This is a genomic window from Neomesorhizobium albiziae, from assembly GCF_900114255.1.
GTDB classification, from domain to species: Bacteria; Pseudomonadota; Alphaproteobacteria; order Rhizobiales; family Rhizobiaceae; genus Neomesorhizobium; species Neomesorhizobium albiziae.
On the sequence record NZ_FOSL01000009.1, the window covers coordinates 163,580 to 177,921 of the forward strand.

The window sequence follows — 14,342 nt, forward strand, 5'->3', positions numbered from 1 at the left end:
TGCGAAAGCGACTACGCGGTTTTGGCTACGACCAGCCCGAGTTCGTCGACCATCTGGTCGCGCATGATGAATTTCTGCGGTTTGCCGGTCACCGTCATCGGCAGTTCATTGCGGAAGCGCACATAACGCGGGATCTTGTAGTGGGCGATCTGGCCCTGGCAAAACGCCTTGATCTCCTCTTCCGTGACCTGCTCGCCGGGCAACGCGACGATCCACGCACACAGTTCCTCGCCATATCTTGGATCCGGAACGCCGAAGACCTGCACCTCCTTGACCTTGGGGTGGCGGTAGAGGAACTCCTCCACCTCGCGCGGATAGACGTTCTCGCCGCCGCGGATCACCATGTCCTTGACCCGTCCGACAATGTTGCAATAGCCTTCGGCATCGATCGTCGCGAGATCGCCGGTGTGCATCCAGCCTTCAGGGTCGATTGCCTCGGCGGTCTTTTCGTCGTCCTCCCAGTAGCCCTTCATCACCGAATAGCCGCGCGTGCAGAGTTCGCCGCGCTCGCCGACCGGCACAGTCCCGCCGTCGGCGTCGACCACCTTCACCTCGACATGCGGATGGATGCGGCCGACCGTCGACACGCGTTTTTCAAGGGGATCGCCGACATCGCTCTGGAATGAGACCGGGCTCGTTTCGGTCATGCCATAGGCGATCGTTACCTCATCCATATGCATCAGCGAGACGACCTTCTTCATCACCTCGATCGGGCAAGGCGAACCGGCCATGATGCCGGTACGGAGGCTGGAAAGGTCGAACGACTTGAAGTCGGGATGATCGAGCAGGGCGACAAACATCGTTGGCACGCCGTAAAGCCCCGTGCAGCGCTCGGCCTGCACGGCGCGCAGCGTCGCGCCGGGATCGAACCCTTCGCCGGGAAAGACCATGACCGCGCCCTTCGACACGCAACCCATCGTGCCCATCGACATGCCGAAGCAGTGGTAGAGCGGCACGGGGATGCACAGCCGGTCCTGCGAGGTGAGGCGGATCGCGGCGGTGACGAGGTTGGCGTTGTTGACGATGTTGGAATGCGTCAGCGTCGCACCCTTCGGCGCGCCTGTGGTGCCTGACGTGAACTGGATGTTGACGGCATCGTCGGGGCGCAGGCCGGCGGTGATGGCGTCGAGCCGTCGCCTTTCCCCTTCTCCGCCCATCGCCAGCATATCGCCGAAATTGAACATGCCCGGCGTCTTTTCCTCGCCCATGCGGATGACCGTGCTCAGATGCGGTAGCCCGGCGGCGGACAGCTTGCCCGGCTCGGCGTTCGCCAGTTCGGGCGCCAGCGTATTCAGCATGCCGAGATAGTCGGATGTCTTGAATTTCGCGGCGGTGATGAGCCCCTTGCAGCCCACCTTGTTCAGCGCATAGTCGAGTTCGGAAAGCCGGTATGCCGGGTTGATGTTGACCAGGACGACGCCTATGCGGGCTGTGCCGAACTGGGTGACCAGCCATTCCCACCGGTTGGGCGACCAGATGCCGACGCGGTCGCCTTTTTCGAAGCCGAGCTTCAGCAGCCCCGCGGCCAGCGCGTCGACGGCCTCGCCGAGTTCGCTCCACGAAAACCGCTTGCCCTGTTCGACGAACACCGCAGCATCCCGACCGGGGTGTTTCGACGCCGTCTCGGCAAACAGTTCGGGAATGGTCTTGCGCAGAAGCGGAACGGACCGGTCGCCGGAAACATGCGACAGCCCATCACGCGGTGCAATGAAGGTTTCGGCGCCGGCGTGCCTGCTGGATTGATGACTGGTCGCCACGGCGCTCTCCTCCCATTCCGCTCGGCGGCAGGCAACTTATGACGCGCCTTGCCGCAGCCGATGAAACTATCAGCGACGCCAGGAGGCGAAAATTCCTCCAAAGTACAGGTCAGGCTGCGGAAACCGCTGCATTCACCAGCGCCGCGATCTCCTGCAGCAACGCCTCGTCAGCTGCATTGCGCTGGCGCAGGGAGGCGGCCAGGCAAGCCTGCGACTTCAGGATAACGCCGTCGTCGAGCACCTTCAGGTGATTGGCGCGCAGCGTGGAACCGGTGGTGGTGATGTCGACAATGACATCGGCAGATCCGGCGGCCGGCGCACCCTCGGTGGCACCCAGACTTTCGACGATGCGATAGACCTGGATGCCGTGCTTTTGCGAGAAGAACTGCTGGGTGAGCCGCCAGTACTTGGTGGCGATGCGCAACCGGCGGCCATGGCGCTGGCGGAAATCGGAGGCGACATCGTCGAGGTCGGCCATCGTGTCGACGTCGAGCCAGACGTCAGGCACCGCCACCACCACATCGGCGCGCCCGAAACCGAGCCGTGCCGCGATTTTTGCGCGGGCTTCCCACTCCGCCAGGTTTTCACGCAGAAGGTCTTCGCCGGTGACGCCAAGATCGACATTGCCCTGCCCGATCTCGTTGGCGATCTCGGACGCCGACAGGAACGACACCTCGATGCCGGCGCGCCCCTCGATGTGAGCGCGGTATTTGCGGTCGTCGCCGGGCAGGCTGACCGGCAGGCCGGCGCGGCCAAAAATCTCCAGCGCCTGTTCCTTCAGCCGGCCTTTCGAGGGCAGTGCGAGGGTCATTGCCATGAAACTGCCTCGCGGAAAGTTCGGCGTAAGGCACCCCCACCCCTAACCCCTCCCCACAAGGGGGAGGGGGACTTGGCGTCGACGCCCCGGTATTCCCCTCCCCCTTGTGGGGAGGGGTTAGGGGTGGGGGTCTCGAAAGGCAGCTTGGCCTTCACGACGAAGTCTCCCGCAATTCGCCGATGCGGTCGAGCCATACGGAGAAACCGACGCCTGGGATCGGCTTTTTCGCGCCAAGCAGGGTCAGCAGGCGGTCGTAGCGTCCGCCGCCGACCAGCACGCGCTCATTGCCAGCGGCGGTGATTTCGAAGACCAGGCCGGTGTAATAATCGAGCGGGCGGCCGAATGCCGCGTCGTAGTGGATCGTGTCCATGGCGATGCCATTGGCGGCGATCTTTTCGGCCCGCGCGGCAAAACGCGACAGGGCTGCCGACAGCGAAAGCCCGGCATCTCGGGCAAAGCTTTCCAGCGCTTCATGGGCGGCATCGAGCGGCACGCGGATTGCGAGGAAGCGCCTCAGCGCCTCGAGTGCGGTGTCGGCCAGCCGCACGCTGCGCAGTTCGGTCTTCTGCAGCAGCCGTCGCGCAATTTCTTCAGGCGTGCGGCCGGCGGTCGGCGACAGTCCGGCAGCTTCCATGGCCTCGGTGATGTGCGCGGCGAGCGGCGCTTCTTCGCCTGCCATCACCAGCCCGGCCACGCCGTCGTCAAGCGCGGCAAAGCTGGCGGGATTGGCGAGGTCGGCAAGGGCTGCGGTCAGTGCCGCGTGCGAGCCGAAGGCGCGGGCGAGCCGCTTCTGCCAGCCGCGCGGCAGGCCGAGTGCCGCCAGCACGGCCTCGAAGATCGACTGGTCGCCGAGCGTGACCGAGAGCGACAGGCCAGGCAGGGTCTTTTGCAGCAGCGCATGCGCATCGGCGATCGAGCGAGCGTCGGCTGCCGCCGTGTCGGTGTCACCCAGATCCTCGATGCCGGCCTGGAAGAATTCGTTGCCGCCCTCGCGGCGCTGGCGGAACACCTCGCCGAGATAGGAATAGCGACGCGGCGTGCCCGATTGCGACTGGATGTGGTCGAGACAGACGGGGATGGTGAACTCCGGCCGCAAGCAGAGCGAAGCCCCTGTTTCGCTCTCGGTCAGGAAAATGCGGCGGCGCAGATCTTCGCCCGCCATGTCGAGGAACGGGTCGGCCGGCTGGATCACCGGCACGTCGACCGCGTCGGCGCGGCGTTCGGCAAACAGCGCGAGAATGTCGGGCGCGAAGCTGGGGTAGCGCGGCTTCATGGGCGGGCGCCCAGCACGTTGATCGCGAACGTCTGCGCTCGACGTCGCCCCCCTCTGTCCTGCCGGACATCTCCCCCACAAGGGGGGAGATTGGCAGCTTCGATGATACAGCCTCCTCTTCGGGGTTGGAGGTTGGCGGGAAGCAAGCGGCCGGCTGATCTCCCCCCTTGTGGGGGAGATGTCCGGCAGGACAGAGGGGGGCGCGAAGAAATGCTACCGAACACGCTCGCGGTCCGCCTTTTGTGCCTCCAATATCTTCTTCACCTCGGCAACCAGGTCGGCCTCCGGCACGGTGATCTGGCCCGGCCGGCTCTCGCGATATTCGTCGTGGCCGGCGATACCCTGGGCAAGCCGCGCGCCCTCGATCAGGTCCTTGATCTGCACTTCGCCCTTGGCCCGCTCGTCACCGCCCTGGATGATGGCGATGGGGCTGCCGCGCCGGTCGGCATACTTCATCTGCGCCTTCATGCCGGAGCCACCGAGATACATTTCGGCACGGATTTTTTCGGCGCGCAGATCGGCGACAATCTTCTGGTAGCGGCCGAGGCTTTCCGTGTCCTTGTCCATGACCAGCACGACGACCGGTGCGATGACGTCCGACGTGTCGAGTTTCCCCAAATTCTTCAGCGCCGTCATCAGGCGCGAGACGCCGATGGAGAACCCCGTCGCCGGCACCGGCTCGCCACGGAAACGCGACACCAGCCCGTCATAACGTCCGCCGCCGCCGACCGAGCCGAAGCGCACGACTTTTCCCTCGTCATTGGGGATTTCGGCCAGAAGCTCGGCCTCGAAGACTGGGCCGGTGTAATATTCGAGGCCGCGCACGACCGAGGGATCGATCTTGATGCGGTCTTCAGCGTAGCCAGCGGCGGCGCACAGCGCCCGGATTTGCGCTAACTCCTCAACGCCTTCGTTGGCTTCTATCTCGCCGGTCTCGACATAAGCGAGCACCTTGGCAATTGCCGGCGCGTCCAGCCCGGCACCCTTCGTAAAATCGCCCTCACCTTCCTTGCCGCCGTCCCAGCGGCCGGGGCCGAGCAGCAGGCGCACGCCTTCCGACCCGAACTTGTCGAGCTTGTCGATGGCGCGCAGAACCGTCAGCCGGCGGCCGGCATTTTCTTCGCCTCCCAATCCGATCGCTTCCAGTACGCCGTCCAGCACTTTTCTGTTGTTGACGCGGATGACGTAGTCGCCGCGCGAAATGCCCAGCGCTTCCATTACGTCGGCCATCATCATCGCCATCTCGGCGTCGGCGGCCACGCCCGGCGTGCCAACCGTGTCGGCATCGAACTGCATGAACTGGCGGAAGCGGCCAGGACCGGGTTTCTCGTTACGGAACACCCATCCGGAATGGTAGATGCGGTAGGGCTTGGGCAGGCGCTCGAAGTTCTCGGCGACGTAACGCGCCATCGGCGCGGTGAGATCGTAGCGCAGCGACAACCACTGCTCGTCATCGTCGCGGAAAGAGAAGACGCCCTCGTTGGGCCGGTCCTGGTCGGGCAGGAACTTGCCCAGCGCGTCGGTGTATTCGATCAGCGGCTGGTCGCCCGGCTCGAAACCGTAAAGCTCGTAGACCTCGCGGATCTTCGCCATCATCTTTTCGACAGCGCGGATATCCTCGGCCGAGCGATCGACAAAGCCGCGCGGCAGCCGCGCCTTCATTTTTTCCGTCTTTTCGGCCATGTCGTGTCTGTCGTTTCTTGGTTGAATGTCCGCCATTGCCGGCCACCGAAACCGACAGGCGGGTCTCTAAACGATGGCGCCCGGAGCGGCAAGGGTTGTGGCGAGTGCTGCGTCGGAGGTCGGGCTGCATTTCCCGGCACAAGGGAACGCCGGGCTTCCCGACTCCAGTCTGCGAAAAGAATCTATTAACCTTATGAATATTAACGAAATTTCTTGCTTTTGCCGCAAAGCAGCCGGAAATCGGTCGACAAGCGATGTTTTTTGAGCGGCGCTGAAACACTCGTTTCGCCGAGCGACATCGACTGGGGATCGGACCAGCCGAGAGGCCCGCCACCCTTTCGGAAAGTCTGCATCGTGCGCCCGCAGGTCCGCGCCACCAACGCCAGCTACACAGATGCCACCGCCCTGCGCTCCACCGTCGCGCATGGTCCCGGCAACCGCAACCTGCCGGCGCCCGGCCCGTTCAGCGCCAACGCAGCCGGCGCTCGCGACGGCGCGCTCGGCGGCGCGCTGATGACCGGCCTGCTCGTCATGTATCCGGTGGCGGCGATCGTCGTGCTGTTCAGCCTTGCCTTGCCGGCCATCGCAGGCTGAGCCGCATCGTTAGGCTGGGCGTTTGAATCGCGCCCGGTCGGCCTCGACCTCGGCGCGGCAGAAGCAGCCTTCGAAATGATCATTGACCATGCCCATCGCCTGCATGAAGGCGTAGACGGTGGTCGGGCCGACAAAGCTCCACCCACGCTTCTTCAGTTCCTTGGAAATCAGCGTCGATGTGGGCGTCGTCGGGTTGGCGGCCACCGCGGCGCGATCGACCCTCGCCGGACGATCCTCCGGCTTCGGCTCGAACTTCCAGAACCAGGCGGCCAGCGAACCGGCTTCCTTGACCAGATCCTGTGCGCGCGCTGCGTTGTTGATTGTGGAGACGATCTTGCCGCGGTGGCGGATGATGCCGGCATCGGCGAGCAGCCGCTCGACATCCCTTTCCCCGTATTTCGCCACCTTATGGAAATCGAAGCCATCGAAGGCGGCGCGGAAATTTTCGCGCTTTTTCAGGATGGTGAACCAGGACAGACCGGACTGGAAACCTTCGAGGCAGATCTTTTCGAACAGGCGGCGGTCGTCGGCGACGGGTCGACCCCATTCCTTGTCGTGATAGCGCCGGTAAAGCGCGTCGCTGCCATGCCATGAGCAGCGGAGCTTTCCGTCTTCGCCTGCGATCAGGCCGGTGTTTTCGTCGTCCATATTCCCGTATTTTCGATCGTTGGAGCATTTGCAGTCAGGTGGAACCACCTGACGTCGCATAATGCGGCTAAAGTAAGCAGATAGAACGGAATGCACGATTCAACTCAAATGCATTCCACTCATCGGGTGCGCCACCCGATTCATGAGGCCTTTACCAGATTCCTGAACCGGGCGGTAACCACACCGGAAGGTTTACCGGAAAGCCGGCATTTTAGGCGCCGCGATTCACTTTTCAGTTGCCACGCGCGGGCAACCATTCCGCGAAATCCGGGTGACGAAAAGCAGAGAGTGCGTTCATGAAAGCCAAGATTTTTGTTCTGGGGGCGGCAGCCATGCTGGTGCTTGCGGCGGCCCCCGCTGGCGCCCAGGATCGCTATGGCCAGCGGCCGCCGGTCATGGTCAGTCCCGATCTTTCAGCTCCCTGGGTGATGCAACTCCGCGGCAACAAACAGCTGCGCCAGCGGCAGCCACAGCCCCAGGTGCAGCATCGCCGGCCGCAGCCGCAAGTGCGCTACAGCCGGCAGCAGGTGCAGTACGGCCAGCCCGGCCAGTTGGGGGTCATGGCGCAGCCAACGCTCAACCAGGTGCGGCGCACTTACCGGCAGCGGCCGCCCTCGCCCTTCCAGACCGCGGGCATAGCGGCGCCGGCAAAGCGCGAGGTCCAACCGCAGATCGACCCGATGTACCTGCCGCAGGACGTGGCATACGACGGCAAGGAGAAAGCCGGCACCATCATCATCGATACGACGCAGAACTTCCTCTATCTGGTGAAAGCCGACGGGCAGGCCCGCCGGTATGGCGTCGGCACCGGCAAGCCGGGCTTCGAATGGGCCGGCACCCACAAGATCACCCAGAAGCGCGAATGGCCGGACTGGCGGCCGCCGGCCGAGATGATCGCGCGCGAGCGCGCCAAGGGCCGCGTCCTGCCCGTACACATGGAAGGCGGCCCTGCCAATCCGCTCGGCGCCCGCGCCCTCTATCTCGGCTCGACGCTTTACCGCATCCACGGCACCAACCAGCCATGGACGATCGGCGGCGCGGTGTCGTCGGGCTGCATCCGTATGCGCAACGAGGATGTTGTCGACCTCTACGAACAGGTCGGCATCGGCACCAAGGTCGTGGTGATGTGATTTTCTTCGCGCGTTCCCCCTTGCCCGGGGAGCGCGCAACAGTTCGGGGGACGGGCCTGAACGGAGGGAAAGTTCGGGCAAGGCGGCACAATAAAAGCAGATACCGCTTCAACGTCGCGGCAGGGGCAGCACGGTTCGCAAACGTGCTGCCCTTGTTCGTTTGCGTCTGGTATGCAAGATAGAGCCATTCTTGTTGTGAAACATTGTTTCCGAAGAGGAATATGCCTATGCCCGCGCTGGCAGACACCCGTTATCTCAAGGGCGGCCCGGTCGCCGCCCGCATCATTGCCGAAGTCCGCACCGCCGCTGAGGAAGCAGCCGCGGACGGTTTCGCGCCGCGGCTGGTGTCGATCACCGTCGGAGATGTCGATGCGGTCGACGTCTACGTGCGCAACCAGCGCGCCAAGGCGGAACAGGCGGCGGTCGATTTCGACGAACGCCGTTTTCCGGCCGATGTCACCGCGGGCGAGCTGGAAGCGGCGATCGCCGGCATGAACGCCGACCCGCGCGTTACCGGCATAATCATCCAGCGTCCAGTGCCGGCGCACATCCCCATCAAGGCGTTGCAGAGCGCCATCCATCCGCTGAAGGATGTCGAAGGCATGCATCCGGCCTCCATCGGCAACATCGTCTACAACCAGCTCGACCTGGCGCCCTGCACGGCCGCGGCCTCGGTTGAACTGCTGAAGGAGACCGGGCTCGACCTGAAGGGCCTGGAGGTGGTGGTCGTCGGCCATTCCGAAATCGTCGGCAAGCCGATCGCCTTTCTCTTGATGAGCGAGGGCGCCACGGTGACCGTCTGCCATCACATGACACGCTCTGTCGCCGCTCACGCCAGGCGGGCGGACGCGCTGTTCGTCGCGGTGGGAAAACCCCGGCTGATCAAGGCCGACATGGTAAAGCCCGGAGCGGCGGTAATCGATATCGGCATCAACGCAGAAACCGCGCCGGACGGCTCGACCCGCATCGTCGGCGACGTCGATACCGACAGCGTCAAGGACGTGGCTTCGTGGATCACGCCGGTGCCGGGCGGCGTCGGACCGGTGACGGTGGCGATCCTGCTGCGCAACACGATGGTGGCCTTGAACAGGCAGCGTGAACTCTACCGAAGGACTTATGGCGCAACGGACGCAGGCGGAAGGCTGGCGGCTGAGTAGCTACTCCGCCGCTACAACCAACCTGCCCTCCGCAATGCCCTTCGGCTTCGGGCCGCCATAGGCCCAGTCCAGAAGTTCTACCGTGTGCACGATCGGCATGCCTGCACGATCGGCGATCTGTGCGATGCAGCCGATATTGCCGGTGGCCACGACATCGGCGCCGGTGGCCTTGATGTTCTTCACCTTGCGGTCGCGCAGCTTCGCCGAAATCTCCGGCTGCATGATGTTGTAGGTGCCTGCCGAACCGCAGCAGAGATGCCCTTCGCGTGGTTCAGATACGGCAAAGCCGGCTTTCGCCAGCAATTCCTTCGGCAGGGTCTTGATCTTCTGGCCGTGCTGCATGGAGCAGGCCGAATGATAGGCGACGGCCAAGCCGGGTTTTTCGGCCGGTTCGGGAAGGTTGAGCGAACCCAGGAATTCGGTGACGTCCCGGGCCAACCCTGAGACACGCGCGGCCTTTTCGGCATATGCCGGATCGAGCCGCAGCATGAAGCCGTAATCCTTGATCGTGGTGCCGCAGCCCGAGGTGGTGACGACGATGGCATCGAGGTTGCCATTCTCCATCTCGCGCGTCCACGCATCGATATTGCGCCGAGCGGCCTGGAGCGCTGCCTCCTCGCGCCCCATGTGATGCACCAGCGAGCCGCAGCAAACCTCGCCTTGTGGCACAACCACCTCGACGCCGAGCCGCGTCAAAAGGCGGATCGCGGCCTCGTTGATGCCGGGCTCCAGCACCGGCTGGGCGCAGCCGGTGAGGATGGCGACGCGTTTTTCGCGCTTGCCTGCGACCGCACGATGAACCGCCGGCAAAGCCATCGGCGACGGCGACGGCACCGAGGCCGGCGCCAGCGCGAGCATCGCCGCCACCGGCTGCAGCGGCTTGACCGCGCGGAACAGTCCGGCAAACGGGCGGCCAAGCCTTGCCAGTTTCAGCGCCGCCCGGAAGCGTCGGGGGTAAGGCAACACGAACGCCAGCAACGCGCGGATGGCGCGATTGGGCAGCGGCCGCTTGTAGGTCTTTTCGATATGGGCACGGGCATGGTCGACCAGGTGCATGTAGTTGACGCCCGAAGGACACGTGGTCATGCAGGCGAGGCAGGACAGGCAGCGATCGATATGGGTGACGATTTGTTTGTCGGCCGCCCTGCCGTTCTCCAGCATGTCCTTGATCAGGTAGATGCGCCCGCGTGGGCTATCCAGCTCATTGCCGAGCGTCACATAGGTCGGGCATGTCGCGGTGCAGAAGCCGCAATGCACGCAGTTTCGCAGGATCTTTTCCGATTCAGCGACATGCGGGTCGAGCAGTTGGGCGGGAGTGAAATTGGTTTGCATGATATCCGCCCCTACGCCGAAATGCCCGTCGCATCGACCGGCCCGGTCGCCATCCGCCCGGGGTTAAAAATACCCTTCGGATCGAACTCGCTTTTCAGCCGTTGCGAAAGTGCGGCAAGCGCCCGTGGCTGCGGTTCGAACACCGGCGTCGAGGCCCGCCACTGCAGGCCGGCGCGAACCAGCGTCGCATGGCCGCCGCCAAACTTCCTGACAAGGCCCCGCACCGTTCCGGCCTCCGGATCGCTCTCCATGCGCAGCCAGATCAGGCCGCCCTGCCAGTCGTAGAAGGCGTCAGCGCCGGCTTCCATGCGCAGCGCCGCAACCATCCTGTGCCCGTCCGAAGGCGCCATCGAAACCCGCCAAACCGGCCGCTCGCTGCCGTCGGCGAAAGGCAGGCAGTCGCGGATCTCACGCCAGAGCCTGCGCGACTGATCCGTCTCGAGCCGGTCGAGCGCGGGCGCCGCCTTGAGCAGGTCTTTCAGTTTCGCCAGCCGGTAGGCGACCGAGGGCCCGAAGCCTTCGAGGCGCAGCAAGGTCGCCGGACTACCAGCCAGCGCACCATCCAGAACCCTGCCGACGACGTTTTCCGGCAAGTGTGCCGCACTTGCCACCTCCGCGCTGGAACCGAGCGCCAGCGCCATGGCGGAGATTGCCTCGCCTTCCATCAAACCGCGGACGACGAGGGTGATTTCGGTTTCGGCCGCGGGCAGCACCTTGAAGGTGACCGTGGTGAGTGCCGCCAGCGTTCCCCAGGAGCCGGCCATCGCCTTGGAGAGGTCGTAGCCGGTGACGTTCTTCACCACGCGGCCGCCGGACTTGAACGCCTCGCCGCGCCCGGACACCGCCTCGATGCCCAGTATGTGATCGCGAGCCGCCCCTGCCTTCAGCCGTCGCGGACCTGAAAGATTGGCCGCCAGCACGCCGCCGATGGTGCCGCGTCCCGCCGGGCCACCCATCAGCGGGCCGTAGTCCATCGGCTCGAAGGCAAGCTGCTGCTTGTGCTCACCGAGCAGTTTTTCGATACCGGCCAGCGGCGTGCCGGCCTTCGCCGAAAGCACCAGTTCCTCCGGCTCGTAGAGCGTGACGCCGGAGAGACCGGAGAGGTCGAGCGTGTGCGCTGCCTGTACCGGCTGGCCGATGCCGCGCTTGGAGCCGTGGCCGAGGATTTCCAGCGGCTGGTCCTCGGCCAGCGCCCACTGCACCGCGGTGAGGGTCTCGGCAGCCGAGGTTGGGGCGAAGGTGGTCATGAGTGCAAAGCAGGGAGAGGCGCCCAGATCGCGGCAGTGGTTCCTCGCCCCTGCCGAAGGCGGGGGAGAGGTGGCGAGCCCGAAGGGCGAGACGGAGAGGGGGCGATCATCGAGCGACGCTCTCGGGATTTTTTCTTGATCTCGCGAAAACAAACCGCAGATCAGCTGTGACGACATCCTCGCTCAGTCGACCATCCAAGACAGCCAGGATGGTCTCACAAACGCTTCCCATGTGCTTCAGTGCATCAGAACTCCAAAACCGCAAGACTGAGAAACCTGCGCCCCGCATGAATTCGTCCCGCTTTCGGTCGTAGGCGCTCTCGGCGTGTTGACTGCCATCCAACTCGACAACCAGCTTACCGCTCCGGCACACAAAATCCGCGAAATAGGGTCCAATCGGCACCTGTCGCACGAATTTGTAACCGCCTAGCCGTTTGGCCTTCAGTTCATTCCACAGAGTGGCTTCGGCTATATTGTCGCCTCGGCGCAACTCCCGAGCGCGCGCGATCTTTCCCGGTGAGCGACGGCTTTGGAAATCAGCAGCCCCCCTCTCCGTCTCGGGCTTCGCCCGAGCCACCTCTCCCCCGCTTCGCGGGGGCGAGGAACCCAAGTCCTGGGGCGTCCCCAACCGCTTCAACACCACCTCGCCCCTTGGCGAGAGCCGATACCCCACTTCCAGACTTTCGGTCAGGCCGAGTTCCTTCAGCTTGCGCACATCCTGCTTGAACCGGAGCTTCTCGACATCGAGCGCCGCCGCCAGGATTGCTGCGGCGACAGCCGGTTTTTCGGCGACCGTCTTCAGGATGGCCGGGAAATAGCCCGGCGCGGATTTCTCCCAGCGCGCGAACCGCGCCTGGATATCGCGCCATTCAACCTCGGAGAGCTCCACCATCTCACGTTTGCTGACGCGCTCGTCGGCCTCGATGCCGGCAAGGCCGATGCGATACACGGGATCGCCGTTTTCGACCCCCAGCATCTTCTGCAAGGCGGCAAGCGTCGCGAAGCCGGACGCCTGCGCATCCTCTTCCGTCAACGCGGCGGCGTCAGCTGTCTCAATGGCGCCGATGCGAACGACGCCGGCAGCGGTGCGGACACGGCCGCCGGGCTTCACCGTCGGCCGTTTCCAGCGGCGGAAGGCAAGCGTGATGTCGCCGCGCAAAATGCCGTCGAGGGTGGCCTGCTTGAAGAGCATTCCTCTCAAAACCTCGGAATGTCGGGAAACGGCAGTTTGCCGTTGTGGATGTGCATGCGGCCGAGTTCCGCGCAGCGCCGAAGCTGCGGAAACACCTTTCCTGGGTTGAGCAGATGGTTGGGATCGAAAGCGCACTTCACCCGCATCTGCTGGTCGAGATCGATCTCGTTGAACATTTCGGGCATCAGGTCGCGTTTCTCGACGCCGACGCCGTGTTCGCCGGTCAGCACGCCGCCAACCTTGACGCAGAGCCGCAGGATGTCGGAACCGAACTCTTCGGCCTTTTCCAGTTCGCCGGGCACGTTGGCATCGTAGAGGATCAGCGGATGCAGATTGCCGTCGCCGGCGTGGAAGACGTTGGCGACACGCAACCCGTATTTCTCAGACAGTTCGCGCATGCCGGCGAGCACCTTTGGCAGTTCCTTGCGCGGGATGGTGCCGTCCATGCAGTAGTAATCCGGCGAAATGCGCCCGACCGCCGGAAACGCCGCCTTGCGGCCCGCCCAGAAAACCAGCCGCTCCTGCTCCGACTGCGATACGCGGCAGACGGTCGATCCGTTCTTCAGCGCGATAGCCTCTACAGCTCCGATCAGGTGGTCGACCTCGTCGCCGCAACCGTCCAGCTCGACGATCAGCAGCGCCTCGCAATCCAGTGGATAGCCAGCATGGACAAAATCCTCCGCCGCATGGATTGCCGGCCTGTCCATCATCTCCATGCCGCCCGGAATGATGCCGGCGCCGATGATGTCGGCGACGCACTGGCCAGCCTCTTCGCTCGACGGGAAACCGATCAGCAGCGCACGCGCCGTCTCCGGCTTCTGCAAAATACGCACCGTCACCTCGGTGACGACGCCAAGCAGCCCTTCCGAGCCGCTCATGACGCCAAGCAGGTCGTAGCCTTCGCTGTCCAGATGCTTGCCGCCGAGGCGCACCACCTCGCCGTCCATCAGCACCATCTCGATGCCGAGCACATTGTTGGCGGTGAGGCCATACTTCAGGCAGTGCACGCCACCTGAATTCTCCGCGACATTGCCGCCGATCGAACAGGCGATCTGGGAGGATGGATCGGGGGCATAATAGAAGCCCTCCTGCTCGACCGCGTTGGTGATGCCGAGATTGGTCACGCCCGGCTGCACGACCGCGGCGCGGTTGGCGAAATCGATGTCGAGGATACGGTTGAAACGGCTCATCACCAGAAGAACTGCGTCTTCCAGCGGTAGCGCGCCACCGGAGAGCGAAGTGCCGGAGCCGCGCGGCACAACCTTGATGTTGCGCTCATTGCAATATTTCAGGATGCGCGAAACCTGCTGCACGGTTTCCGGCAGCACCACGACCAGCGGCAGCTGGCGGTAGGCGGTGAGGCCATCGCTTTCGAAAGCGCGCATCGAATTGACCGCATCGACGACGCCCTCGCCCGGTACGATGATGCGCATGTCGCCAACGATCTCGGCGCGGCGCGCCAGTGTCGCCGCATCGGCTTTCGGCATCGTCAGTCCCGACATCGCGCCATCT

12 protein-coding genes are annotated in these 14,342 nt (G+C 64.2%); 3 read left to right on the forward strand and 9 right to left on the reverse strand.

What is annotated here, in order from left to right; genetic code table 11:
- Positions 1-11 precede the first annotated feature (11 nt).
- The 4 genes from F3H98_RS16240 to hisS form a co-directional block, all read right to left on the reverse strand.
- Positions 12-1,757, reverse strand: a complete 1,746-nt coding sequence (locus F3H98_RS16240; protein ID WP_149761185.1) for an AMP-binding protein — start codon at positions 1,755-1,757, stop codon at positions 12-14.
- Between the two features lie 109 nt (positions 1,758-1,866).
- On the reverse strand, positions 1,867-2,574 hold the full coding sequence (gene hisG, locus F3H98_RS16245; RefSeq protein WP_149761186.1) for an ATP phosphoribosyltransferase: 708 nt from the start codon (positions 2,572-2,574) through the stop codon (positions 1,867-1,869).
- 151 nt (positions 2,575-2,725) lie between these two features.
- A complete protein-coding gene (locus tag F3H98_RS16250) occupies positions 2,726-3,847 on the reverse strand; it encodes an ATP phosphoribosyltransferase regulatory subunit (protein WP_149761187.1) in 1,122 nt (373 codons plus the stop codon).
- A gap of 213 nt (positions 3,848-4,060) precedes the next feature.
- Positions 4,061-5,530 (reverse strand): histidine--tRNA ligase, encoded by a 1,470-nt coding sequence (gene hisS / locus F3H98_RS16260; RefSeq protein ID WP_149761188.1) that lies wholly within the window; start codon positions 5,528-5,530, stop codon positions 4,061-4,063.
- 354 nt (positions 5,531-5,884) lie between these two features.
- On the opposite strand from hisS, the gene F3H98_RS16265 reads away from it, so the two are divergent.
- A complete protein-coding gene (locus F3H98_RS16265) occupies positions 5,885-6,124 on the forward strand; it encodes a hypothetical protein (RefSeq protein WP_149761189.1) in 240 nt (79 codons plus the stop codon).
- Between the two features lie 9 nt (positions 6,125-6,133).
- On the opposite strand, the gene F3H98_RS16270 is transcribed toward F3H98_RS16265, so the two are convergent.
- Positions 6,134-6,772, reverse strand: coding sequence for a DNA-3-methyladenine glycosylase I (locus F3H98_RS16270; RefSeq protein WP_149761190.1), 639 nt, complete (start codon positions 6,770-6,772; stop codon positions 6,134-6,136).
- A 296-nt stretch (positions 6,773-7,068) separates the two neighbouring features.
- On the opposite strand from F3H98_RS16270, the gene F3H98_RS16275 reads away from it, so the two are divergent.
- Positions 7,069-7,902 (forward strand): L,D-transpeptidase, encoded by an 834-nt coding sequence (locus F3H98_RS16275; RefSeq protein WP_149761191.1) that lies wholly within the window; start codon positions 7,069-7,071, stop codon positions 7,900-7,902.
- A gap of 227 nt (positions 7,903-8,129) precedes the next feature.
- Positions 8,130-9,059, forward strand: coding sequence for a bifunctional 5,10-methylenetetrahydrofolate dehydrogenase/5,10-methenyltetrahydrofolate cyclohydrolase (locus F3H98_RS16280; RefSeq protein WP_149761192.1), 930 nt, complete (start codon positions 8,130-8,132; stop codon positions 9,057-9,059).
- Here the strand turns inward: F3H98_RS16280 and glcF are convergent, their stop codons facing one another.
- The 4 genes from glcF to F3H98_RS16305 form a co-directional block, all read right to left on the reverse strand.
- On the reverse strand, positions 9,060-10,391 hold the full coding sequence (gene glcF, locus F3H98_RS16285; protein ID WP_149761193.1) for a glycolate oxidase subunit GlcF: 1,332 nt from the start codon (positions 10,389-10,391) through the stop codon (positions 9,060-9,062).
- An 11-nt stretch (positions 10,392-10,402) separates the two neighbouring features.
- The gene (gene glcE, locus F3H98_RS16290; RefSeq protein ID WP_149761194.1) at positions 10,403-11,638 is read right to left on the reverse strand and encodes a glycolate oxidase subunit GlcE; all 1,236 of its coding nucleotides are present in this window, start codon (positions 11,636-11,638) and stop codon (positions 10,403-10,405) included.
- 106 nt (positions 11,639-11,744) lie between these two features.
- Positions 11,745-12,215 (reverse strand): endonuclease domain-containing protein, encoded by a 471-nt coding sequence (locus F3H98_RS16295; RefSeq protein ID WP_149761262.1) that lies wholly within the window; start codon positions 12,213-12,215, stop codon positions 11,745-11,747.
- A 620-nt stretch (positions 12,216-12,835) separates the two neighbouring features.
- Entirely contained in the window at positions 12,836-14,332 is a 1,497-nt protein-coding gene (locus F3H98_RS16305) for an FAD-linked oxidase C-terminal domain-containing protein (RefSeq protein ID WP_149761195.1), read from the reverse strand.
- Positions 14,333-14,342 lie beyond the last annotated feature (10 nt).

Excerpts from the sequence above, each read along its gene's own strand:
- F3H98_RS16250 (WP_149761187.1), bottom strand. The coding sequence starts at position 3,847 with ATGAAGCCGCGCTACCCCAGCTTCGCGCCCGACATTCTCGCGCTGTTT.
- glcF (WP_149761193.1), bottom strand. The coding sequence starts at position 10,391 with ATGCAAACCAATTTCACTCCCGCCCAACTGCTCGACCCGCATGTCGCT.
- F3H98_RS16275 (WP_149761191.1), top strand. The coding sequence starts at position 7,069 with ATGAAAGCCAAGATTTTTGTTCTGGGGGCGGCAGCCATGCTGGTGCTT.
- hisS (WP_149761188.1), bottom strand. The coding sequence starts at position 5,530 with ATGGCCGAAAAGACGGAAAAAATGAAGGCGCGGCTGCCGCGCGGCTTT.
- glcE (WP_149761194.1), bottom strand. The coding sequence starts at position 11,638 with ATGACCACCTTCGCCCCAACCTCGGCTGCCGAGACCCTCACCGCGGTG.
- F3H98_RS16305 (WP_149761195.1), bottom strand. The coding sequence starts at position 14,332 with ATGTCGGGACTGACGATGCCGAAAGCCGATGCGGCGACACTGGCGCGC.
- hisG (WP_149761186.1), bottom strand. The coding sequence starts at position 2,574 with ATGGCAATGACCCTCGCACTGCCCTCGAAAGGCCGGCTGAAGGAACAG.
- F3H98_RS16270 (WP_149761190.1), bottom strand. The coding sequence starts at position 6,772 with ATGGACGACGAAAACACCGGCCTGATCGCAGGCGAAGACGGAAAGCTC.
- F3H98_RS16280 (WP_149761192.1), top strand. The coding sequence starts at position 8,130 with ATGCCCGCGCTGGCAGACACCCGTTATCTCAAGGGCGGCCCGGTCGCC.